Genomic DNA, 22709 nt, shown 5'->3' with positions numbered 1-22709 from the left:
GGTTTTTCCTCGCTGATCGATGATTTGTTAATGGCGCATTATTTTTTTTCCGGCATGGCATGTCCGAACTCCCCGTCAAGATCACCAATAAGGTTCGTCGGACTGCCCGTGTTTTCTCCTTCCATCACCCCCAGAACATAGAATTCCGCATCGTTGGGTTCAGTATAGAAATCCGTTGGCAGGGTCTGATTTTTCATGTCTAGGGGCTTTACCAAATGGGGAGTGGCGATAATGACCAACTCGGTTTCATTTTTCTGGTAGGATCGGCTGCGAAACAGCGCACCTAACACAGGAATATCTCCCAAGAAAGGGAATTTATCGATCGTATCCCTGGCCGTATCCCTGAGAAGCCCAGCGATGGCAAAACTCTGGCCATCGGCCAACTCGATCACAGTCTCCGTTTTTCGAGTCGATAGACCCGGGGTGACAAACCCTTCAAACTGTACTGCGGTGGTGAAATCGAGTTCGGATACCTCAGGCGCTACCCGAATGTTGATTTTGTTGCCAGACAGAACCGTTGGTGTGAAAGCCAGGCGCACTCCGAACTCCCTGTAATCGATAGTGATGTCGCCATCACCCGAGGGCACTGGGATGGGAAATTCTCCGCCGGCCAGAAAATAGGCGGATTCCCCGCTCATGGCGATAAGGGTGGGTTCGGCGAGGACCTTAACCAATCCGTCTGATTTGAGTGCGTCGATGAAGCCCATCCAGTTAGTGCCGTTGCTGGTGAACTCGAAAAGCGCATTGACCGAGTCACTGAATATCAATTCACCATCCTCGTTGAGCCCGCTTAGCCCCCCTAAAAAGCTGAAACCGTAATTGCCGCTCTGGCTCAGATAGTTGAAGTTGACTCCCATGCGTTTGCCCAGGCTGCGCTGCATTTCGGCGACACGAACTTCCAGCATGACCTGCTGGACGCCGCGGACCTCGACCAAGTTGTTGACCTTGCCTCCCGGAGCGTAGGAACGAGCTATGGTCAGCACCCGGGAGAGGTTGGCTGCATCGGAAACCCTTCCAGAAAGGGTGATGGAATCTTTTGCTGCTGTCACACGAAGGTCTTTTTCTTCGGGTAAAATTTGGTTGAGATCCTGTTTTAATAAGGAAACATCAAACCCGACATGTAAATCGAAAACCTGGTAGCCACCTTGCTTTTGCCACAATGTCATATTCGTGGTCCCGACGCTCTTGGCGGTAATGTACACCTCATTGGGAGAGATCAACACGAAATCGGCAATATCCGGGTTCGCGATGGAAATTCGTTTGGCGGAAGCCTCACTCTTCAGGACGATGGACTTCCCCACAAGAAGATTTAGCTTTTTTACCGTGTGAGTCTGTGAAGCCATCAGCAACTCGGCCGACCACGATATGTCCACCATTAATAGGATCAATATTGTGACAAGGACTGCCGCCCGAAGGTTTTTTGATTGTTTAACCAGAAGCATAACGGATACCCCTTTCCTTCAATTAGAATCAGAGATTGAACTTCTGTTTGCCGACTTTATCCCCCTTGATCGTTTCAACGGTAAGGCTGCGTTTTCGGGGCACCCAGGTTTTGACCTTTGTCGGCGTCTTGACTTTGGGGTCGGCCCCTCGCAGTGAAGCAAGTGTCTTAGGAATTGTGGCCCCCTTGGTGAGTACGGTTTCCATATCCATGTTGTTTCGCAAGGCGAACTGCAGCTTGCCTTCGGCAGCCGAAAGGGCCAGCCGTTCAGCCTGCTCGGGATCCACTTCCAGGGTGTATACGTCCACTGGGCTCGCCTTGCCGTCCTGGTTTTCCTGAATTTCAGTGCCGGTAGCCAGGACCAGAACGTTGCTCAGGACCATTTTGGTCGTTTCCGATTTGTTTCTGGGATCCTTCAGGGTAACCAGCACGTCCACCCGATTGCCGGGTTTGATAAATCCCGAGATACCGATAATCTTATTGCCTTTCACGGCGATGGCCCGCATGCCCGGTTTGATAACGGCTGAGACGCCGCCGACAGTGACGTTCTCGGGAGCCAGGCGTGATTCCAGCACCGCCTCAGTTGCCTGAAGCGGTGAGATCACCACCCGACCCACGAGTTTGTTGGGGTCGGATTGATACCCATTGGGGAGGCTTTCCTTTAGGAAAGGTGCGGTCTTGAGCATCTCCTTCTGGATCTTGGTTCCCCAAGGCAGGTCCACAACCGCGACAACCACGTTTACGGCTTCAGACTCCACCTTTTGCACCACTTCTTTAGGAGCAGTTTTAATTTTCAACCATTTGTACAGAAAGACGCTTCCACCAACTGCGATCACCAATGCCAATGCGATCGGTATAAATGCTTTCCATCTACCCATGATGGGCCTCCTTCGATAGTTAAATGACAAACTGAAACCCCAGCAGATCTTGAATCAAGCCGCTGCCGGTAAATTTTATATAAACGGTGTACAATGTTCCCACTGCAATCGGCAGTGCGTAACATAACACTGGTTGTTTTTCTCCTTTTGGGGGTGGAATTGGAACCCATTGCTTTGTGAAGAGAAATGTTTTTAATGTTGTGTAGGATCTCTTGAGAAAAGACCGCCCGAAGCTCCAATTGATCAAAAGAAGTATAATTGCGTAAATCAGACCTAATAGAATAGAAATTACAGCAGCAATGATAACGCCGGTGACCCCTAAAATGGCTCCGACGCCTCCCATTAGTTTAGCATCCCCTGCACCCATACCTCCTAATAGATATGGAATGATAAAAATACCTGTTCCCACGAACATGCCTTCGATACTAAATATCAGACCAGCTAAGCCTGCATTAACGATATGAAAAATTATACCAAAAAGCATCATTGAATAAGTGACAACATTAGGTATTTTCTGACGTCTTAGGTCTTCTACCACAGCGATCGATATCCCCGCGGATACAAGTATGTAAGGTGTTAATGTCATGGTAGTATAATGCCTTTAATTTAATTTTTTCTGTCCTCCGAATTCTGCTACATTCGGAGGACAGAAAAAATTACTTTGAGTCGAAATATTAATTTGGCGGATTAGCAGTCAGCTCAGTGCTGACATTTGTGAAAGAAGTGTTTACCCAGTTGCCAATCGTAACGACCAAACCTATTGTTCCGGCAACAATAAGGCCAAGAATGATTCCGTACTCAACAGTCTCCAGCCCATCTTCTTCTTTAAAAAATGCAATCAGTTTTTTCACTTTCTTTCTCCTTTGGCAAAAGTAGTCTAATACCTTTAATTTGATTATTTCTGTCCTCCGAATTCTGCTACATTCGGAGGAAAGAAAAATTACTTTGAGTTGAAATATTAATTTGGCGGATTAGCAGTCAACTCAGTGCTGACATTTGTGAAAGAAGTGTTTACCCAGTTGCCAATCGTAACGACCAAACCTATTGTTCCGGCAACAATAAGGCCAAGAATGATTCCGTACTCAACAGTCTCCAGCCCATCTTCTTCCTTGAAAAATGCAATCAGTCTTTTCACTTTCATTCTCCTTTAAAATTGGTTTTAAGAAATGGTTCCGGGTTCCAACTTAAAATCTTTTGTGTCCCTAAACTTTTAAACCCCTCTACGCCGCGTGTTCACCTCCCTTCCTTTAAGATGTGGAATGAGCATCCTTTCAGCATTTAGAATTCTATATTGCCCATTCAATTTCATAATTGGGACGTTTTTCCCAAACCTACTTTAACTTTAAGCATGTAGCATGCCAAAAAACAGAACAGATAGTAAAGATGAGGCCGGCGATGATATGGTAAGGAAAGCAAAATTGGAATCAAAAAGAGAGATTGGACTCACATAAAAATTAAATAATATAATAAAAACAATATGAAGAGAATATAATGGCTTTTCAGAAAAGCGAATTTTGTATATCGCTATCTGCAGTATGTTCAGCACGCAAAAAAATAAATATTTTCGGAAAAATGGTATTTCGCACAAAATGCCCCACAGAAATCGAGACCCAGCAGACTTTAAAATTATGAAAAAAAGGTAATAATGAGAGTTGAATTACTTCCCAATTGTCTTCTGCGTGTAGCGTACATATCTTGCAAACTTGACTAAAAAAGTTGAGAAGTCTTGCGGGTTTGGTAGGGAGGAGGATCGAGAGACAACATAAAAGAAGTCAAAGGGAAAAATTAAGTGGCGCGCAATTTGCTTTAATTGTTCGGTACTACTTGATGTAACTTTGTTTCGACTATTGCTTCACAGGTACCATTGCTCGAAAGAACGATTCCACTAAGCAGAAAGGACCTGAAATGTTAGATAAAACATTTTGTGATCACTATGAAAACCTGCAGATCAGTTCCAATGCTGATTCGGAAACAATTGAAAGAGTATATCGGTTGTTGGCTAAAAAATACCATACCGATAACGATGAAACTGGAGATATCGAGAAATTCGAAACAGTAACCAACGCCTATAAGATTCTATCCAACCCTGTCACAAGAGCAGCATATGACGCCAAGTACGAACCATCAAAGAACAAACAGTGGAAGGCCATTGCCCAAGCTTTCAAATCTGAAGGTTTCGGTTCGGATCAGCATATCCGCAGAACAATTCTCTCCATATTATATACCAAACGACGGGAAGATCCATCCAATTCCGGCGTAGGGATCGTTCAATTGGAAAATCTGATGGAATGGCCCGGAGAGACGTTGGACTTCCATATCTGGTATCTAAAGGAAAGAAAGCTAATCGTTCGAACGGAAACCGGCGGGTTCGAAATTACAGCAGAGGGCGTGGATACCATCGAAAGGGAGGGGTTGGTTCTTAATAACGATCGTTTGCTTCCAGAATCTTCGGGGCTATCGGAGCGAAGAGAAAAACTACGCTTATTGGAATCGTAATAAGGTTACAATTTTCCTGAAAAATCAAAGCCGATTTATTCTGCGCTGTTCTTTGTGAACCGCGGCAAGCTTCACTAATGGCGTCGAATATAAATTCATCCGGCATCAACCCTTTGGATTTGCGATTCGTTTCAATTCGAAAGTATTAATCGCGAGGTCTTTCGATGCTTGCAAACCTGCCACCGGATTTGAGTGTTTTTTGTAATTGGCTTGCCATCATGTCACCAAAACCAAGCTAATTTGGATAACAATCGACACAAACCTATCCAGATCCGAGGGCGCCACCCCCACAATGTGTCCAAAGTTTTTTAATTACCCTTACAGGATATATTAAACATTTGCTCGTCTTCCCTTTTCTAACCATGCTTTCAGGTACTACAGAGAGTATTCGATGGAGCGACTTGTCAGATTTTGTTCGCGTGCATTCATCGTTTGGGTAAAAATAATTGGGTATAAACATGACGCTTCCTCCTTGAAGACTCAAGGTCTGAAAAGAATCTCAAGGAGAGAAGAAGCAAAAAACCTGCCATAATAAAATATGCAAATTTTCAAATAGTTACGGGATGTTGATGGGCTGCTTGTTCGAGATATTGCCAAAAAATGAAGGTTCTCTGACAAATATTGTCGATAAAATGGATACGTAAAATCAGGTTGTTGCGATGGCTGATCAATGATTAGAAGTGGATAAAATAAAAACTCCCTGGCTGATCCTGCCTTTGAGGCCGATCAAGCTAAAACCGATAGCGCAATCCTGTACAAACAGCGTTCGAGCCGCCGTCTTCGGCGACGGAACCGAAACCGTCGGATCGATGATGAAGCCTCAGCAGCAATTCCCAGCTCGCAACCGGCGGAGCAAAAGTCAACTCCCCATACCAGTAAATCAGCCAACGGCTGCTGCCGTCGTTGGTTTCCAGCTCGACATACGGGACCTCGGTGGCGTATGAGGGGCCGATTCCCCAGGCAATGGTGTTGGCCAGATAGCGGTCCCAGGGAAACCGGTGCCAGCGCAATGCGATTACGGGAAGATTGAATTCCCAGTGATCCTGGTCCCCGAAGTATTTGCCGATCTGTGCCTCCAACTCACAGGAAAGCTTGTCGTCGAAAAAACGGAACGGCGTCCATGATCCGGCCATCACCCCAAGCGTGGCATCGGCATAATCGGCATCGGGAAGGATGGCATCCTCCCATTTCTCCTCGGTCAATTGACCGACAATCAGGGAGATCCCGTAATCCTGTGCCAGTCCAACGCTTTCAAAGACGACGAGCAGAATTAAGATCGGGACAATCAAAGACCGTATACGAAGATGAGGTTGCATGACTCACGATGTCCGGGACCATTTAAAACGGCAGCTTCAGTCCTTTGAGCAGATTGTTCCCCAGGTTCAACCGGTTGGTCAGCTCCGTTTCGATGTCGCCCAGACCCGACAGGCTGCTTTGGGCCTGCTGCATGGGGCCCTGAAGCCGGGCTGAGATCTTCTGCTCGAGCTGTGCCTGAAACTTGGCAACCTCTTTTTTGACCAGTTGGCCCACGGCGGATTTCAGGACTTTGTCGAGATCCGAGGAGATGTCCACCGTGTAGGCCTGAAGGGTGCCGGCAATATCGGCGGTCAGAGAAAATTGGTCGATCCCCGACAGGGCCGTCTGCAGGGCCTCGGCCATGGCCGCCTTTCCGGCGGCCTGCGCATCGAATTCGACGCTGCTGAAATTTGCCTTGAGGGCGGCATCGAGAACATTGCCCACCGTTTCCAGGTTCAGATTCAGATTGCCGGTGGCCTGACGCAGGACCAGGGGAAGGACTTTGTCGTCGATTAGAGACAGATTCTCCAATCCCAAACCCTTGACGGTCAGCTTCGCATCGTTTTTGGGGGCGTCCGGTTTCACGTAGTTTGCGGTTCCGGACAGATTCAGCGAAGCGATCCGCTTCATCTCCCGGCCCAGGAAGGCAAAGGTCATGGGGCGGCCCAGGATGTGCTGGTCCAGGGTGACGTTTTCCGCTTTGCCGGTCAGCTTGCCCACGGGTAGCGCGGCATCGATCTTGAGATTGCGAACGAGAAAATCGGGCATGGGCGGAGTCTCGGCAAAACGGATGTTCTTGCCCTTGCCCCGCAAGGGGGTTTGCTCCTCCGGCTTTCCTTCCCCGCCGACGGAAACGTTGGACAGGTAAGGTTCGATCTTGGCATACCAGTCCGATGCCGTTTGAACCCAACCGCAGAGCCGCTGGCCGAAGATCAACTGGCTCATGTTGGACAGGCCCTCGGGAGAAAGGCTGTACTTGTTCGTGAGACGCTGGATGTCCTTGGCCGGCGCATTGGCCAGATTGCGCACCCGGGCCTGGTAGTCATTGAAATCGGTGGTGAAGGTCTTTTTAGCCGCTTTCAGCCGATCCAGGTCCTTTTTGATGTCGGCCTGCAACTGCTGGACCTCTCCGGCGGCCCCTAAAATCGCGCCCAGCGAGCCGCCGCCGCCTTTGATCTTTTCGATGCGCGTTTTGTATTCGGCCAGGGTCTTTTCGTCCGCCAGCCGCTCCAGCTCCTTTTCCCATTTGGCCTGTTCGGCTTTCAGCGCCTGATCCAATTCCTTGGCCGTGGCGATGGAGTCCAGGGACTCTTTTGCCAGAATCGCTTCCACGTCCGGCTGAGAAAGGGAAGGCATGCTGAACGATCCGCAAACCTTTTCCACGCCCGCCTTGGCGGCTTCGGACAGTTGTCTTTCTTTTTTCTCACGGTTTTTTCGGGCCAGTTCCGGCACCTCGCCGGACGCTTTTCTGGGCGTGTTGAAGGCAAGTCCCTCGACCTGCAGGTTGTTGACGATCACCTTGCGCCGGATCAGGTAGCCGGGATCAAGGTCCATGGTCATTTTCCTCACTTCCACGGTGTTTTCCATGGGGGCATCCGGATTGGTGACTTCCAGACCGACAAGCGTCAATCCGGTGGGAAACAGGGAGAGGTCAGCGGCGGCCAGATCCACCCTGGCGCCCACGACACGGGTGCCCGCCGTTTCGATGACCCGGCGCACCACAGCATCTACGGCCAGAAACCACACCAGGACGATAGTCACCACGGCGACCACAAAGGCGATCAGGCCCTTCCAGCGAATCCATCCTTTCATGCGGCACCTCCTCTCCATCCGGACACGGATTGATACACGCTGTAGAATTTACTGGCCTCCAGGGCCTTCATCAGCTTGCTTTTTCTCACCCAGGCGAGAAGATGATCGCGATAGCGCCGAATCAGCAGGTTGAAAAGGAAAAAAGCGGGAATAAAGGCCGCCAGGGAAAAGAGCAGGCTTCCCATGACGACAGTGTTGTTCAGCCGGTCCAGGCGAAACAAGGCAGTATTGTACCAGCCGGTCCACAGCGCGGTGAGGGCAGGGGCGGTGAGGATGCCCAAGCCGATACGGTGGAACAGCGGGTCCAGCAGGTAGGCCACCCCCGAAAAAAAGGCCCACCCCAGCAGGAAGGCGGAAAGGTTCACCCGTAGTACCAGCACCAGCAGCAGCACCAGCAGGTTGTGGGGGCACAATACCGGCGTAAACCCGGCGATCATGGCCAGGCACAGGGCCAGGGAAATCTGGCCCGGCTTGGTCTCCGAGTTGAGCACCTTGAGCAGATTGGCAATGGCTTCGATCATGACAGCTCCTATCTGTAGTGCATCCAAATTGATGGACGTAAAATAATGATTGTTATTTTAAACCCAATTGCGTGTCAGTTCAAATTAAAACTCCGGTGGCAGCAGGGCAACCGTATTTGCATCGCCCTGTGGATTCGCATTGACAGGTTTGTCGGCTTTTTCCTAAACTAATGAAGCAGAATTTCAGCCACGATATCCACGGCAAGCGACAACCTGTTCAGGTACTGCGATCCAGTCATCCGGATCGACCGTTGTTCGCGATTCTTCCGACATGCGCTCCAATACGGATCATGTCTTTTAAAAATTGGCCTTTCCCGGATCTACAGCACAAGGATTCCCGTCATGCCGCTTCGCATCCAGGCCATCGTTTGTGCGGTCGATTTCTCCCCCTTCAGTTCTCTGGTGGTTTCCCGCGCCGTGGCACTGGCCCGGCGGGCGGGACTGCCGCTCTATCTGATTCACGCGGTGCACCATCCCCAGGACGGGGCTCATGCCACCGCGGTCTTCGAGCGGGGCGGGGACCTGTCCCGGCACACCGAAACAGCCCGGAAAAAGATCGCTGACCTGATGGCCCGGGCTCCCGTACCCTGGGAGGCAGTGGTGCGCTTCGGCGACCCGGTGGAGCAGATGACCGCTTTCGTGGACAGTCTGCCGCCGGCGCTGGTGGTTTCGGCCAGCCACGGGGTTTCCGGATTTCAGCGGCTTTTTGTCGGTACGGTGGTGGAGCGGTTGACACGCCAACTGGACCGTCCAATGCTGGTGGTCAAAACTGACGACGCCGAAAATCGCAACTGTACGGATGGTATCCGGCAGGCGGTCGTCAGTTGCGACGGCCATGGGTATTGGCAGCGGTTGGGGCCGCTGTTGGAGATGGTTCAAAGCGATTCCGGCGCCAGGGTGCATCTGGTGCACACCCTGGAAAGCCCTGTGGCCATGCCGCCGGAAAGCGACGGTGACGCCGCTTCCTACGGCGAGAGCCAGCAGGTGCAGAACTTTCGGTTTAAACGCCAACTGCAGGAACAGGCGCAGCAATGGTTTTCCCACGCCGACGCCATTGACGTCACCGTGGAACCCGGCGTACCCCAGGAGATGATACTGCGCATCGCGCAACAGCAGGCGGCCGATCTGATCGTTGTCGGTGTGCATCGCTCGACCAGGTTGGGACGCTGGATATCGGGTTCGACCACCGAGACCCTGCTGCGCCGCGCCCCCTGCTGCGTCCTGACGGTTCCCGAACCGAAGGAAGAGAGCCTTCAGAAAGGGCCCCGGCGATGAAACCCACGGGCATCGTATGGGACCCTGCCTACCTGGAGCATGTGACCGACGAGGGCCATCCGGACCACCCCCGCCGACTGGAGATGCTTTACCGGAAACTGGAGGAGACGATCGGAGACGGTTATTTTGTCACCGTTGCACCGCCAGAGGCAACCGAAGAGCAGATCCTGCTGGTGCACCGCCCAAGCTACCTGGAACGGGTGCGGGCCACCGCAACCCAGGGCGCATCGTCCCTGTCCACGGATACGCTGACCTGCGAGCGTTCATGGCGGACGGCGAGGCTAGCTGTCGGCGGGACCATCGAAGCCATCCGGCAAGTCGTCGAAGGGCGGCTGGCCAATGCGCTGGTGCTGGCCCGTCCTCCAGGGCATCACGCCGAACGCAGCCGGGCCATGGGCTACTGCATTTTCAACAATGTGGCCGTCGGCGCCATGGCGGCCCGCACCTTCATGGGAATGGAGCGTGTCCTGGTGGTGGACTGGGACCTGCACCATGGCAACGGGACCCAGCACGTATTCGAACGCGATCCGTCCGTATTTTTTTTCTCTTCGCACCAATTCCCCCACTACCCCGGCACCGGGCATCTTACCGAAACCGGCCTTGGACCGGGCGAGGGCACCACCATGAACGTGCCTTTGAGCAAGGGGTGCGGGGACGGCGAGTTTGCCGCTATCTATCGGCGGTTACTGGTGCCCGTGGCCCGAGCATTCAAGCCGCAGATGATCCTGGTTTCCGCCGGTTTCGATATTCACATTGACGATCCTCTGGGCGGCATGCGGGTGACGCCGGCCGGCTTTGCTGGATTGACCCGGCTGATCCTGGACATCGCCGAAGCAACCTGCCGGGGCCGGGCCGTTTTTTGCCTGGAAGGGGGATACAACGCCGAGGCCCTGACCGAATCGGCCCTGGCCATGATCGACGAGCTGACAGGCCGAACCCAAACCGATGTGGAGGCCATGGCGGCAAAGGCCAAACCTGGACGCCTGAAAGCCATCCTGGAAGGCTGTCTGCATACCCACAGGCGCTTCTGGAAGGAGCTGGAGCAATGAACAAAATCACCATCATGGAGGCTTCCGTCCGCAAGTGGGAGCGGATCATCGCCGGCGAGCGATCCGACGGCGGTGTGCTGGATTGCCCGCCCTGCCGCATCTTTTACCCGCTGATTTGCGTGGGGTGTCCCATCGCCCAGTACACTGGCAAAAAATTTTGCAAGGGAACGCCTTACATCGACTGGTACTGGCACCAGAACGATGTCCACGGAAAGATGTTCCGCAAGGTATACTGCCCGGAATGCGAACGGCTGGCCCGCAACATGCGGGATTTCATGAAGGAGATCGTCGAACATCTCAAGGCCCAGAAGGCGGAGAAAGAGGCGCGCGCAAAATGATTCGGGCCTTGAACGTTAAAATTGCGGACAAAGGCGGCTGGCATTGACGGCTTGCATTGCGCTGGGCCTGATCGCCGAGACGATGCTATTTGTCATGGCGGGATTCGCGTGGCTCCGGTCAAAGGGTTACACGCTGGCCGAAGCTTACGCCGGGGCCGTCGTGACGGTTTTCGTGCTTCTCTCCTTGATTCACCAGTGCAGCTTGCTGGTCGGGTCGCCCTGGCCCGGAGCGATCATGGAAGGGGCGTTTCTGACCGCCGTTCTGGTTTGCGGTCGAAGATGGCTTCCTTGGGTGCACACCGGCATGGACGCGGTGCGGGGGATGATTCGCCGGGAAATCCTGCCGGGTTGGATCATCCTGACGGCAGGGCTTTTGATGCTGGGCGTGGTGGTTCTCGGCGATCCTAAAATGGCGTTTCTCCCGTCGAATCCAATGCCGCCGGAGTTTCTAACCGGAGGGTATAGCGGCGGCCAGGAGGCCTTGGCCGAGGCCGGATCGATACCCGTTCTCAACGCCCCGGCCCTGTTTTTTCACACCGCCCGTTTTGGCCTGGCTGCCCGGGCCTGCGGGTTCGGCCTGCTGGCCTACCTGGCTATCGGATGCTGCACTTATGCGCTGGCCCGCCGGTATGCCTGGCCGCCCATGGCCCTGACTGTGGCCCTGCTGGTGCTGAGCATGCCCCGTCTGGTCTGGCTGGGCCTGTGGCCCACCGCGGAACTGATTGGCGCCACAGCCGTTGCCTTTTCACTGGTCTTGATCTATCGTCTGCTGGAGCAGCATCAACCCGGGGACCTGCGGCTTTTTTTCGTCAGCATCCTGTTCTCCATCGATTCCAATGCCATGAGCATCGCCCTGTCTGCGGTAATGGTTCTTTTGCTGCTGGTGGTGATGATCCGCCGGCACGGATGGCTGATGTTTCGGGAAATGGTCATGGACAAGCCGCTGGCGGGTGCGATGGTTCTGCTACCGCTCCTGGGGTTGGCCCAGGTTCCCGTTGGCCTGATGAACCTGGCTCACGGCCATCCGCTGTTGGGTTCCGGCGTGGCCGTGGACAATGGTGGCATCATGGAAGCCGGCGCCAACCTGGTTCGCTACCTGTTTGCCAGCGTCGATGCCACCGAACCGATTCAAAAAATGCTGAACTGGATGCTGGGGGTGGACCTGAACGGCCTGCTTGGAGCCGTCTATAATGCCCTGGTCCTGCCGGTGTTCACGGGGGCCGGTATCCGGGTGCCCTTTGCACCGTTGTTTTCGGGCAGCGGACAAATGGCTTTCGGGCCTTTTGCCAGCCTGCTGGTGCTACCGGCTATAGCCCACGCCCTTTTGCGGGGCCCACGTCGGCTCAAGGCGCTGAGCCTGGCGTGGGTGGGCTACCTGTATGTGGCGTCCCTGGTGGCCAACTGGCATCCGGCCAACCTGGCCGTCCTCACGCCCCTGTTTGCAGCCGGCGGTTTCGTGGTTGCCTTTTCACTGCCGCCCTGGCGGCTTCGGCGGCGGGGCATGCGGCTGCTGCAGATCGACTTCGCCCTGCTTCTGGCTTGGGCTATTGTTCGCGTGGCGGGGGGCACTTAAGAAGAGATACCGATGATACGGAACGGTAGTACAAGCCAGGCAGAAATCGCTTCGATGGTCGATCGGTACGGCGACTTCGAACAGCGGGTTCAACGGCAGATGGAGCAGCGCTGCCAGCCGGCCTGTTCCGTCTGCCGGCACGTTTGCTGCCGGCCTCATTTTTGTGAGGAAAGCCGACAAAGCGCTTTTCTGGAACGGGTCGTTCGCCGCTTTTCGCCCCAGGCCGTTTTCGATAAAAAGCGCGGTTGGCTGTCCCCGAAAGGCTGCACCCTAGTTGCGGGGCGCCCGCCGGTCTGCTATGAATTCCTGTGCGGCGATATTCCCGATGCGGTTTCGGCCGACAGCCACCGGCGTTGGGCCATGCTGGCGTTGAGCATGCTGGTCACCCATGTGGGCCGGCGTGCCGTCGGCAGCCGGCATCTGGTCGAGGCCACCGGCGCCGGCGAACTGACCCGTATCCATCGGGAGCGTTTCGCGGCCCGGTTGGAGGAAGCCGAAGCCGCCCTGGCCGAGGCTGCAGCCATACTGGATGGCCGAAGGACGACTGCCGCCGGCCCGACATTGGCCCGAATCGTACCACCACCCGGACGGAAGCCTAAAAGGAGATCGATGTGAATTCCACGAACAGGACCCTTGCCACCGTTGCCGTTGTTTTTGCCCTGATTATTGCCGGTCTGGTGACCTTTTTCATGGTCAAACGCTGGCATCGGGAACAGATGGACATCGTTCGCCAACAGGCCCAGAACGAATGCGTCGAGGTCATCCGCAAAATGGAAGCCGACCTGGACGAAATGCGGGCCGAGTTGGAAACCGAACGCCAGCGACGCCCCGATGACGAAGTGTTTCCCACGGTGTTCGGCACCCCGGCCCCGCAACAGGATGCCGATACCCTGCCGGTCGACTGCGACAAGGTCGAAGGGCAGATGCGATCCTTTTTCAATTACCTGGACGGCCGCAGCTATTTTGCCAGCCGGGAGATCCAAGAAGGCAGTGCCGGGTTCTTCAGACAGTGCGCCAAAAAACTTTTGGCCGACCCGCCCGTCAACATCGCCGAAATGAAGGACATGTTCCGCCTGGTGAAAAATGTGACCCATTTTTACCGGGTTCTGGGCAGAGACGCCCTCACCCTGGCCGGCGACATCCTGGCATCGGAAGATCGGGTCCTGGAACCGGCCATGGCGGTGTTTTACGCCTGGATCGTCGAATGCCGTGGGGCTTTGCCGGGAGACGAGAAGCCGCTTTCCCTGGAACGGCTCTACGATTATGCCGGCTATTTTCTCAACACCCTTGGGGGAAGAAGTTATCTGCTGCGCCGGGAATCCAAAATCCGGATGCTGGTAAACTATTACTCCATCCTGGTCGTCGATCGGGCAAACGACGAGAAATTCAATCGCTATGGCATCGATTTGCGGCCCTATATCGACTATCTGTTTTACGACATCTCCAATCAGAAGGGTCTGGCCTACCGGGAGCGGTATTTGACCCGACTGACCCTGCTGCGGGACAAGTACATGTAGCCTGCCCGAATCCCTAAAGGCCGATGACATGATTTGTGGTCGGCCTTTTTCTTGAATTCTTCTACGATAAGACACCCAATCCATTCAAAGCCACGCCAAATCTGGAGAAAACCGGTATTGAATCTGTAACCTTCTCGGCAACTCCGGTTCTATCCAAAAAAACAAATTAGACAATCCACATGTTTTGGAGGTTAGCTATGTCGATAAAATCATGGAATCCATATATTTCAGGTGCATTGGCTGGCGTATTGCTCGTCGTTTCAGTGGCTGTAGCCGGTCAATTCATGGGTGCATCCACCACTTTTTCACGCAGCGCGGCGTTCATCGAAGAAAAGGCAGGGGTGGATACCAACCGTTTCGATTATTTTACCACCAAAGGAGGAAAATACGGGCCGGGCTCCCTTCCCAACTGGCAATTGATGTTTGTTATTGGGGTCCTTTTGGGTTCCTTCGTGATATCTACAATGAGTGGCAGTTTTAAGTATGTGCCGGTGCCGCCAATGTGGGCCGAACGGTTTGGCAGTAATCCCTATAAAAGGGCGGCTGCGGCTTTTACCGGCGGTGCCGTCGCTTTATTCGGTGTTCGCCTGGCCGGCGGTTGTCCCAGTGGCCATGGATTGAGCGGTCTGTCGCAAATGGCCGTCAGCGGTTTTATTGCACTTGCATTTTTCTTCCTCTTCGGGCTGATCACCGCAAAACTGGTATACGACCGTCAATAACAAGGAGGTGGCATCATGAGCCTGCTTTATGGATTAATTACCGGTGTTTTATTCGGGATTCTGCTGCAACGGGCCGAAGTACTTCGGTTTGACAAGCAGGTTGGCGCGTTGCGACTCAAAGATATGACCATTTTCAAATTCATGCTCAGCGCCATCGTAGTCGGCGCTGTGGGTATCTACCTGCTCAAGGATTTTGGTTTGATAACCCTCAATCTCAAGGGAACATCCCTCGGTGCGCAAATGATAGGAGGCGCGTTATTTGGCATCGGCTGGGCCATATTGGGTTATTGCCCCGGTACGGCCGGCGGAGCACTGGGCGAAGGTCGGACCGATGCGGCCTGGGGAATCCTGGGAATGCTTGCAGGAGGTGCAATACACGCCTGGGCCTACCCATTGTTGAAGACCTATATTGAACCGATCGGGAATCTTGGTAAAATTACGGTTCCGCAACTGTTGGGAATCAATCACTGGATTGTCATTTTCGGGTTCACGGTCCTTGTGATCGGCTTCTTTGCTCTTTTCGAGAAAAAACGGCTGTAGTCATCATGGATGCAACAGACTGAAAGGCAGCATCGATTGTTTGGAGATGAAAGCAGAGCCGATTCGGGCTCTGCTTTTTTAATTGTGTTTTTCCAACAGCCATCTAAGGTTTGAGTCACTGTAAAACTTTTGTCATACCTCCTTTTCCCGATTGTTACTTATTCATTATCTGGCTATGGATACACTTTCTTCATCCGATTGCCTTCGACAACGCCAAAAGGATCTGAAAACGGTGCATCCATGAAACTGCCTGAACTCAAAATCGGTCATCTGGTCAGCCGCCTGCCCATCGTCCAGGGCGGTATGGGCGTAGGGATTTCCATGTCCGGCCTGGCCTCCGCGGTGGCCAATGCCGGAGGCATCGGGGTGATCGCCGGCGCCATGGCCGGCATTACCGAAAAAGATGTCGCCACCAACGGACTGGCGGCCAACTGCCGTGCCCTGACCCGGGAGATCCAAACGGCCCGGGAAAAAAGCCGCGGGATCATCGGCGTCAATATCATGGTGGCCCTGACCCATTTTGCCGAACTGGTGAAAACCGCCATCGCCGAAAAAATCGACATCATTTTCGCCGGTGCCGGCCTGCCACTGGATCTGCCCGGTTTCCTCAAAAAAGGGGACCGCACGCGCCTGGTACCCATTGTCTCCTCGGCCCGTGCCGCGGCCCTGATCTGCAAACGTTGGTTCCAGCGCTACCGCTACCTGCCCGACGCTTTTGTGGTGGAAGGCCCCAAGGCGGGCGGGCACCTGGGATTCAAGGTTGATCAACTGGACGATCCCCGGTACTGCCTGGAAAACCTGGTCGCGGAGGTCGTCGCCGCGATGGAAACGGTGCGCGCCGAGCACGGCGTTACCATTCCCGTGATCGCCGCCGGCGGCATTTACGATGGTGACGACATCCGGCGGTTCCTGGAAATGGGGGCCAGCGGCGTCCAGATGGGCACCCGCTTCGTCGCCACCCACGAGTGCGACGCGGACCCGGCCTTCAAGCAATCCTACGTCGATGCTCGAAAAGAGGACCTCACAGTGATCCAAAGCCCCGTGGGACTTCCCGGCAGAGCCTTGAAAAACGGCTTTCTGACGGATGTGGCCGCCGGCATCCGGCGTCCTTTTCGATGCCCCTACCACTGCATCAAGACCTGCGATCCGGAAAAAAGCCCCTACTGTATCGGCATGGCTCTGGCCCAAGCCCGGCGCGGCAAGTTGACCAGCGGCTTTGCTTTTGCGGGCGCCAACGCCTTTCGCGTCAACGAGATCGTTTCCGTCAAGGAATTGATGGATGCCCTGGCTTCGGGGTACGAAGAAGCAACGGCCTGATCGTGGCGTTCCCTTCACTTTGATCCTTTCTTTTTGCCAGGACGCTGGTATAATCGGTTATTGAATCCTTTGACGATCAAGGGAGGTGCCGAGTGGTGGAGAACGTGATCATCATGGGGGCCGCGGGCCGGGATTTTCACAACTTCAACGTCTACTTCCGGGACAACCCGCGATACCGCGTGGTTGCCTTCACCGCCACCCAGATTCCCGACATCGACGGCCGCATCTATCCCGCGCAACTCTCAGGAAAGCAATATCCCCAAGGCATCCCAATCCACAGGGACAGCCGGCTCGTCGAACTGATCCGAAAGCACAAGGTGGACCTGGTGGCCTTTTCCTACAGCGACGTTACCCACGAAGAGGTGATGCACAAGGCTTCCCTGACTACCGCCGCCGGCGCCGATTTCATCATAATCGGCGCCCCTTACACTATGCTGACCTCCAGCCGCAAAGTGATTTCCGTGTGCGCGGTGCGCACCGGCTGCGGAAAATCCCAGACCAGCCGCAAAATCATCCGGATCCTGCAGCAGATGGGCCGGCGGGTGGCTTGCGTCCGGCATCCCATGCCCTACGGCGATCTCACCCAACAGATCGTGCAGCGCTTTTCCTCCCGCGACGATCTGGACAGCCAGCGCTGCACCATCGAGGAGCGCGAGGAGTACGAACCGATCATCGACATGGGCGCGGCGGTGTATGCCGGCGTCGACTATGGCCTGATTCTTAAGGCAGCGGAAAATGAGGCCGACGTGATCGTCTGGGACGGGGGCAACAACGATACCCCGTTTTTCAAACCGGACGTCCACATCGTAGTGTTCGATCCCCACCGTGCGGGCCACGAAACCCGCTACCACCCAGGAGAAACCAATCTTCTCATGGCCGACGTGGCCGTGATCAACAAAGTCGACAGCGCCGAACCCGAGAAGGTGGAGCAGGTCCGCAAGACCATCGAACAGCACAATCCGAAGGCGATGATCATTCTGGCCGACTCCGCAGTCCGGGTGGATGACCCTGCCCAGGTGAAAGGCCGGCACGTTCTGGTGGTGGAGGACGGGCCCACCCTGACCCACGGAGAGATGGCCTACGGGGCGGGTGTCATCGCCGCCCGCCGCTTCGGCGCCGCATCTTTGGCCGACCCGCGCCCCTATCTCAAGGGAAGCCTGGTAGACACCTTTTCGGCCTACAGTCACATCGGTACCTTGCTGCCGGCCATGGGGTACAGTTCCGGGCAGATCAAGGACCTGGAGGAGACCATCAATGCATGCCCATGTGATCTGGTGCTGTCGGCAACCCCCATCGATCTGGCGGCCCTGGTTGCCGTGGACAAGCCGGTGATCCGGGTACGCTATGAATACCAAGACAACAGTTCGCCAACCCTGGAAGAGGTGATCCGAGCAAAGCTGGGCGGGAGTTTTCAATCCTAACTGCATGCAAAAGGGAGGAAACATGATTGTCGGAATACTCAAGGAGATCAAGTCGGAGGAGAACCGGGTGTGCATGACCCCGGCGGGCGTGGAGGTGATGGTCAAGAGCGGGCACGAGGTACTGGTGGAGAAAAATGCCGGAGCGGGCAGCGGTTTTACCGACGACGCCTACACCCGGGCCGGAGCCAAAATGGTCGCCACCCCCAAGGAGATTTACGCTGCGGCCGACATGGTCATGCACGTCAAAGAGCCTTTGCCACCGGAGTACGATCTGATCCGGGAGGGGCAGATCGTGTTCACCTACCTGCACCTGGCCGCCGACGAGCCCCAGACCCGGGCGTTGATCGATAGCAAGGCCGTGTGCATTGCCTACGAGACCATCCAGAAGGCCGACGGCAGCCTGCCGCTGCTGACGCCCATGAGCGAGGTGGCCGGGCGCATGGCCATCCAGGAAGGGGCCAAGTACCTGGAGATGACCCAGGGCGGCCACGGCATTCTTCTGGGCGGAGTGCCCGGCGTGGAGCCGGCCACGGTGGTGGTGATCGGCGGCGGCGTGGTAGGGGTCAACGCGGCCAAGATGGCCTGCGGTCTGGGGGCCAAGGTGTACCTGCTGGACATGAACCTGGACCGGCTGCGCTATTTAAGCGACGTGATGCCGGCCAACTGCTTCACCCTGATGTCCAGCCCGGCGACGATCCGCAAGCTGGTCAAAAAGGCCGACGTGGTGATCGGGGCGGTTTTGATTCCCGGGGCCAAGGCGCCCAAGCTGGTGACCCGCGACATGCTCGAGACCATGAAGAACGGCTCGGTGCTGGTGGACGTGGCCATCGACCAGGGGGGCTGCTTCGAGACCTCCAAGGCCACCACCCACAACGATCCCACCTTCGTGATCGACGGGGTGGTGCACTACTGCGTGGCCAACATGCCCGGAGCGGTGGCCAAGACCTCGACGCTGGCGCTGACCAACGCCACCTTGCCCTATGCCTTGCAGATTGCCAACCGGGGCTGGAAGGGGGCCATGCAGGCCAACGAGGAGATCAAAAAGGGCGCCAACGTCATCGACGGCAAGGTGACTTACAAGGCTGTGGCCGAGGCCTTCGGGTTGATTTATACCCCCGTCGAGGAACTGCTGTAACCAGTGCTGTCAACATCGCTTCGATTTTTTCCTCGGCGGCTTTGACCTCCGAGGGTGATGAGAATCCCGAATCCAATTCCCGGAAAATGGCGCCGAAGCGTGAAGAGGACATCTTATTTTTTCCCATTTTTACTTCCGGCCGCTGATACTGACCATCCTCGAAAAAGTAGTTGCAGACGCCCCCCGGTGCATCCGGACACCGGAAAGGCCATTTGCTTTTCAAGGCGATAAAAGCATTCCGCAAAACTTTAGCCGCTGGCTCGGACGAGAAATCCTCGGACTTGATGACCCGCCCGAGGCGTTTTTCCAGTTGCGTGAACCATTCGGTGAGCAGGCGCCGTTCGGTAACGATCAGGCCGTGAAAGTACCAGTGGTCCATGCTCCGGCGCACGGCGGCCAGCCAGCGGGCCGGCAGTTGCCGGACGCTGGGGCAGAAATAGGTGCGGCAGGCCATGCCGCCGTAGTAGCTCAGCCCCCGCCAATCCAACCCCGAATTTCCCGCAGCCAGCGGGTGCAGCAGGCAGCCCACCCGGCGGCCGTCGTCTTCGATCATGCCCAGAAACGGGCAGTGGTGGAAATCTGGAAACGGTCGCTTGCCGGGCTCGGCGCTTGTCACCCGGTCGCAAAAGGCATCGATTCCGGAAACGGTGCGGGGTACTTCGGCAAACCAGCGAGTGCGGCGCGTCAGCAGGGCCTCCAGGTTTTTCTGCGATGGATCGGCGACATTATACAGCCCGCAGCAGGCCCCGCAGGACACGTGGGGACCGACCTGGCACAGATAAACGGCATCGGGTTCGTTTTTTGCAGGCATATGATCATTCTTATGAAAAAGTAACGTTTTGCATAACGAAGCTTTCGAACAACGCAGCGATTCGGAAACGCCCGCTTTGTAGCAGAATTTGCCTTTACTACCAACGGATTAAATTTTTTATTGATCGAAATCGCTCGACCCGGTAGGAATAAGGTGTGCTGAAGGGAAATCGGGTATTCACACGATGAAACAGAAGGTGGTGGCAAATGAATTCGAAAGCGGAAAAACGTCAATACCCTCGTCATCCGGCGTTGTACACCGCCAAGTACACCATTAAGTCCGGAACCTATCGGGATTTGATCGCCAATGTCAGCGCCGGCGGCATCTATATCCATTCCCATCGGGCTGTTGAGCGCGGCCAGCGGATCAGTCTCCGGTTCCCGATCATTGCTTTCGACCGGCGGCCCAACGTCATGGGGACCGTGGTGCGTTCCCATGACAGGGGCTTTGCCGTGATGTTCGACGATCCCATCGAAGAGCGGATTTCAGAAAACGCTTCGTTCGCTTAGTACACCTGTTCGTAATTAGGAGTACTAAAATGCCTCGGCGGCACGGATCGGCCCCGAATTTTAACACTCTGATTGCTGACGGGTTCGAAAGAACCGTCCCCTCCAATCCCTGCGGTATACCGACGATAGCCGGCCTTCGCACTCCATTCCCCTGCATCCTTTTAAAAAAATGGTCAAGATCGATTGGGATCGATCTTGACCGGGAAAAGCGTATCGAAATCGTGTCGCCGTTTTGCGCTTCCTTTCATCAAGGCAGCAGAAATGGAGAAACACCGGCGACGGTGCGGTCGATTATGTGCATTCGGGCGGCGTCCGCGTGCAATGGGTGTCTTTCAGGCGGTCGGTGTACTTTGCCCAGAACCCTTTTTTGGATTTGGTGTCAGCGGAGTCGAACCGTCGCTTGCAATCCTGCGAACAGAAATAATGGGTGCCCTTGTCGTCACTGGAAAAAATGCGGATGCTGCGAGGGTCGAAAGTCTTGCCGCAAACGGGATCGATAGCGGTTTCCGGTATTGAATTCGTATCGGTCATGGTCATACCTCCTTCCGGGCGGTCTGTTATGTATCGATGGTTTTCGGTTTTTGATAACCTAATATAATACCGATTTTGAATATGGCACCTTGAACAGGTATTGTCGTTCAGATGGCCCTGGAACCTAAATAGGTGCGAAGCAGGGTGATTCAAAAGAGAACTCTGGATCCGATTGAGGTTTGATGAGGTTCCGTTGCGGTCTGATATAGATACCCCCGAAAGAAAATATTACAACTCCATAATGTTGAGATCGTACCTCGGCAAGGTTCAGCCTGTACCGGAATGCAACACGGAGTCGCTGAACCTATACTACCGTGTTAACCTCCTTATCTTCTTTTCGCCGGGCTGACGAAAGGTGGCCCGGCATCTTTTTTCTGCGGATCGAAATTCCGATTCCCTCCTGACTCTCGAATTTCGGCTGTATTTCTCTATTGTCGCTTTCACCCCATTGGCTTCAAACAGGGCTTTTACCCTGTCGGGGACATGGACCGTTCGAGAGGTTGTCCCTATAAGTGAATTGACCCGACGATTTTCTGCGTTCTCGCTTCTTTTCTCGATAATTATGTAAAAAAGGTTATAATTTTTAGGTCAATTCGCTCAATATTTTGATTCTCAATTCGGAAAACTCCTCTTTAAAAAAGATAAACCATAGTATTTATGATAAAAATAAATTTGGCATGTGGATTGCTGAATTGATAACTGACCAGTTGGCACATGGAGAAAATTTCGAATCGAATGAGTTACACATTTCATGTCAGGCTCGAATTTTAACAGTGAAACCGGAGGGATAAATTCAATACCAAGGGGGCAAAATGGATAAGATTAAATTTATTTCGGCGTGTATTGCTGGTTGCCTTGCGATGCTGATTGTCCTGGTCCTGAATAGATTTGAGTTTGGGCGTAGATTAAACGGATGGGCGCTTAAAATCTAAGGGAGCAAGACTGCTATTCTCTCCCAAGGCTGCACTATCAGCTTGCAGCTTTTGCGCTGAACCAGTCCCGGAAATAGGGATCAGTCAAGTTCTATATATCGGGAATTGGATTACATCAGCCCTGATTTATTTGTAAGGTACCTCACTGAGGCCTCTTTCCTGTGCGTTAACGACGTTGCCGCTATTCGTCCTTCAACAGGTTCATTATCCGGGTATATTCGTATTGCGAAGCATAATCGTAGGCTGTGTTTCCATGCATATCCTTAATAGTCTTGTCTGCATTGTATCTGATCAGTATTTTAGCAACATCATAAAAATTATAGTATGCTGCGTTAATTAGTGTCGATCCATAAATGGTAATTTTCAGAGCCGAGTCGCAAAAAAAATAGAGTGGTAAAATCCTCGGCAGGATTTTTCTCACCATCGCTACATCGGTTTGTGGCTAATTTACCGAAATCGGCTTAATGCAAGCGCACTTGTTCAACCAGTTTTCACGATGCGGAATCGATTAAGGTCTCAAGTGGCTGTTTTTCCCCTGGCGATGGTCAGCAGGTTGGTGGATCATCTCAAAAAAGTGGACACACCGAACAGCCAAGTT

24 protein-coding genes are annotated in these 22709 nt (G+C 54.1%); 13 read left to right on the top strand and 11 right to left on the bottom strand.

What is annotated here, in order from left to right; all coding sequences use genetic code 11:
- Window positions 1-38: 38 nt before the first annotated feature.
- The 5 genes from GN111_RS11670 to GN111_RS11650 all read right to left on the bottom strand — a co-directional run bounded on the left by GN111_RS11670 (window position 39) and on the right by GN111_RS11650 (window position 3454).
- Window positions 39-1442 (bottom strand): type II and III secretion system protein family protein, encoded by a 1404-nt coding sequence (locus GN111_RS11670; protein WP_155303918.1) that lies wholly within the window; start codon window positions 1440-1442, stop codon window positions 39-41.
- Window positions 1443-1470: 28 nt separating this feature from the next.
- Window positions 1471-2319 carry a Flp pilus assembly protein CpaB gene (gene cpaB / locus GN111_RS11665; RefSeq protein ID WP_155303917.1) on the bottom strand — a complete coding sequence of 283 codons (849 nt, stop codon included), beginning with the start codon at window positions 2317-2319 and terminating at the stop codon, window positions 1471-1473.
- Between the two features lie 19 nt (window positions 2320-2338).
- Complete coding sequence (locus tag GN111_RS11660; protein WP_155303916.1) at window positions 2339-2905, bottom strand: A24 family peptidase; 567 nt, start codon at window positions 2903-2905, stop codon at window positions 2339-2341.
- A gap of 88 nt (window positions 2906-2993) precedes the next feature.
- Entirely contained in the window at window positions 2994-3170 is a 177-nt protein-coding gene (locus GN111_RS11655; RefSeq protein WP_197740534.1) for a Flp family type IVb pilin, read from the bottom strand.
- A gap of 107 nt (window positions 3171-3277) precedes the next feature.
- Complete coding sequence (locus GN111_RS11650) at window positions 3278-3454, bottom strand: Flp family type IVb pilin (protein ID WP_197740533.1); 177 nt, start codon at window positions 3452-3454, stop codon at window positions 3278-3280.
- Between the two features lie 770 nt (window positions 3455-4224).
- Between GN111_RS11650 and GN111_RS11645 the strand changes: the two genes are divergently transcribed.
- Window positions 4225-4815: a J domain-containing protein gene (locus GN111_RS11645; protein ID WP_155303913.1), complete on the top strand. Its 591-nt coding sequence runs from the start codon at window positions 4225-4227 to the stop codon at window positions 4813-4815.
- A 731-nt stretch (window positions 4816-5546) separates the two neighbouring features.
- Here GN111_RS11645 and GN111_RS11640 read toward each other — a convergent pair.
- From GN111_RS11640 to GN111_RS11630, 3 genes are read right to left on the bottom strand one after another with little or no spacing between them, the layout of a single operon-like run.
- On the bottom strand, window positions 5547-6131 hold the full coding sequence (locus tag GN111_RS11640; RefSeq protein ID WP_155303912.1) for a hypothetical protein: 585 nt from the start codon (window positions 6129-6131) through the stop codon (window positions 5547-5549).
- A 22-nt stretch (window positions 6132-6153) separates the two neighbouring features.
- A complete protein-coding gene (locus tag GN111_RS11635) occupies window positions 6154-7923 on the bottom strand; it encodes a TIGR03545 family protein (protein WP_170302230.1) in 1770 nt (589 codons plus the stop codon).
- The gene (locus GN111_RS11630; protein ID WP_155303910.1) at window positions 7920-8444 is read right to left on the bottom strand and encodes a TIGR03546 family protein; all 525 of its coding nucleotides are present in this window, start codon (window positions 8442-8444) and stop codon (window positions 7920-7922) included. Before GN111_RS11630 ends, GN111_RS11635 begins: the two co-directional genes overlap by 4 nt.
- A gap of 342 nt (window positions 8445-8786) precedes the next feature.
- On the opposite strand from GN111_RS11630, the gene GN111_RS11625 reads away from it, so the two are divergent.
- From GN111_RS11625 to ald, 11 genes are all read left to right on the top strand, one after another.
- Entirely contained in the window at window positions 8787-9719 is a 933-nt protein-coding gene (locus tag GN111_RS11625) for a universal stress protein (protein ID WP_155303909.1), read from the top strand.
- Window positions 9716-10768: a histone deacetylase family protein gene (locus tag GN111_RS11620; RefSeq protein ID WP_155303908.1), complete on the top strand. Its 1053-nt coding sequence runs from the start codon at window positions 9716-9718 to the stop codon at window positions 10766-10768. Before GN111_RS11625 ends, GN111_RS11620 begins: the two co-directional genes overlap by 4 nt.
- The gene (locus GN111_RS11615) at window positions 10765-11106 is read left to right on the top strand and encodes a hypothetical protein (RefSeq protein WP_155303907.1); all 342 of its coding nucleotides are present in this window, start codon (window positions 10765-10767) and stop codon (window positions 11104-11106) included. The genes GN111_RS11620 and GN111_RS11615 overlap by 4 nt, the downstream gene beginning before the upstream one ends.
- Before the next feature lie 43 nt (window positions 11107-11149).
- A complete protein-coding gene (locus GN111_RS11610) occupies window positions 11150-12679 on the top strand; it encodes a hypothetical protein (RefSeq protein ID WP_155303906.1) in 1530 nt (509 codons plus the stop codon).
- A gap of 12 nt (window positions 12680-12691) precedes the next feature.
- Window positions 12692-13294 carry a hypothetical protein gene (locus tag GN111_RS11605; protein ID WP_155303905.1) on the top strand — a complete coding sequence of 201 codons (603 nt, stop codon included), beginning with the start codon at window positions 12692-12694 and terminating at the stop codon, window positions 13292-13294.
- Window positions 13291-14196 (top strand): hypothetical protein, encoded by a 906-nt coding sequence (locus GN111_RS11600; protein WP_155303904.1) that lies wholly within the window; start codon window positions 13291-13293, stop codon window positions 14194-14196. Before GN111_RS11605 ends, GN111_RS11600 begins: the two co-directional genes overlap by 4 nt.
- Window positions 14197-14393: 197 nt before the next feature.
- Complete coding sequence (locus GN111_RS11595) at window positions 14394-14915, top strand: YeeE/YedE thiosulfate transporter family protein (RefSeq protein ID WP_155303903.1); 522 nt, start codon at window positions 14394-14396, stop codon at window positions 14913-14915.
- A 15-nt stretch (window positions 14916-14930) separates the two neighbouring features.
- Window positions 14931-15455 carry a YeeE/YedE thiosulfate transporter family protein gene (locus GN111_RS11590; protein WP_155303902.1) on the top strand — a complete coding sequence of 175 codons (525 nt, stop codon included), beginning with the start codon at window positions 14931-14933 and terminating at the stop codon, window positions 15453-15455.
- 240 nt (window positions 15456-15695) lie between these two features.
- The gene (locus tag GN111_RS11585; RefSeq protein WP_155303901.1) at window positions 15696-16772 is read left to right on the top strand and encodes an NAD(P)H-dependent flavin oxidoreductase; all 1077 of its coding nucleotides are present in this window, start codon (window positions 15696-15698) and stop codon (window positions 16770-16772) included.
- A gap of 92 nt (window positions 16773-16864) precedes the next feature.
- Window positions 16865-18193 carry a cyclic 2,3-diphosphoglycerate synthase gene (locus GN111_RS11580; RefSeq protein ID WP_155303900.1) on the top strand — a complete coding sequence of 443 codons (1329 nt, stop codon included), beginning with the start codon at window positions 16865-16867 and terminating at the stop codon, window positions 18191-18193.
- Between the two features lie 22 nt (window positions 18194-18215).
- On the top strand, window positions 18216-19328 hold the full coding sequence (gene ald / locus GN111_RS11575) for an alanine dehydrogenase (protein ID WP_155303899.1): 1113 nt from the start codon (window positions 18216-18218) through the stop codon (window positions 19326-19328).
- Here the strand turns inward: ald and GN111_RS11570 are convergent.
- Window positions 19249-20139, bottom strand: coding sequence for a hypothetical protein (locus GN111_RS11570; protein WP_155303898.1), 891 nt, complete (start codon window positions 20137-20139; stop codon window positions 19249-19251). The two genes, ald and GN111_RS11570, sit on opposite strands and share 80 nt — an antisense overlap.
- Window positions 20140-20345: 206 nt before the next feature.
- Between GN111_RS11570 and GN111_RS11565 the strand changes: the two genes are divergently transcribed.
- Window positions 20346-20648, top strand: coding sequence for a PilZ domain-containing protein (locus tag GN111_RS11565; RefSeq protein ID WP_155303897.1), 303 nt, complete (start codon window positions 20346-20348; stop codon window positions 20646-20648).
- Window positions 20649-20939: 291 nt separating this feature from the next.
- On the opposite strand, the gene GN111_RS11560 is transcribed toward GN111_RS11565, so the two are convergent.
- Window positions 20940-21179, bottom strand: coding sequence for a hypothetical protein (locus GN111_RS11560; RefSeq protein WP_155303896.1), 240 nt, complete (start codon window positions 21177-21179; stop codon window positions 20940-20942).
- A 1113-nt stretch (window positions 21180-22292) separates the two neighbouring features.
- On the bottom strand, window positions 22293-22535 hold the full coding sequence (locus GN111_RS34425) for an ankyrin repeat domain-containing protein (RefSeq protein WP_155303895.1): 243 nt from the start codon (window positions 22533-22535) through the stop codon (window positions 22293-22295).
- Between the last annotated feature and the right edge of the window lie 174 nt (window positions 22536-22709).

Origin of the sequence: Desulfosarcina widdelii, from assembly GCF_009688965.1 — a bacterium.
Classification (GTDB): Bacteria; Desulfobacterota; Desulfobacteria; order Desulfobacterales; family Desulfosarcinaceae; genus Desulfosarcina; species Desulfosarcina widdelii.
This window is presented reverse-complemented; position numbering and strand designations above follow the sequence as displayed.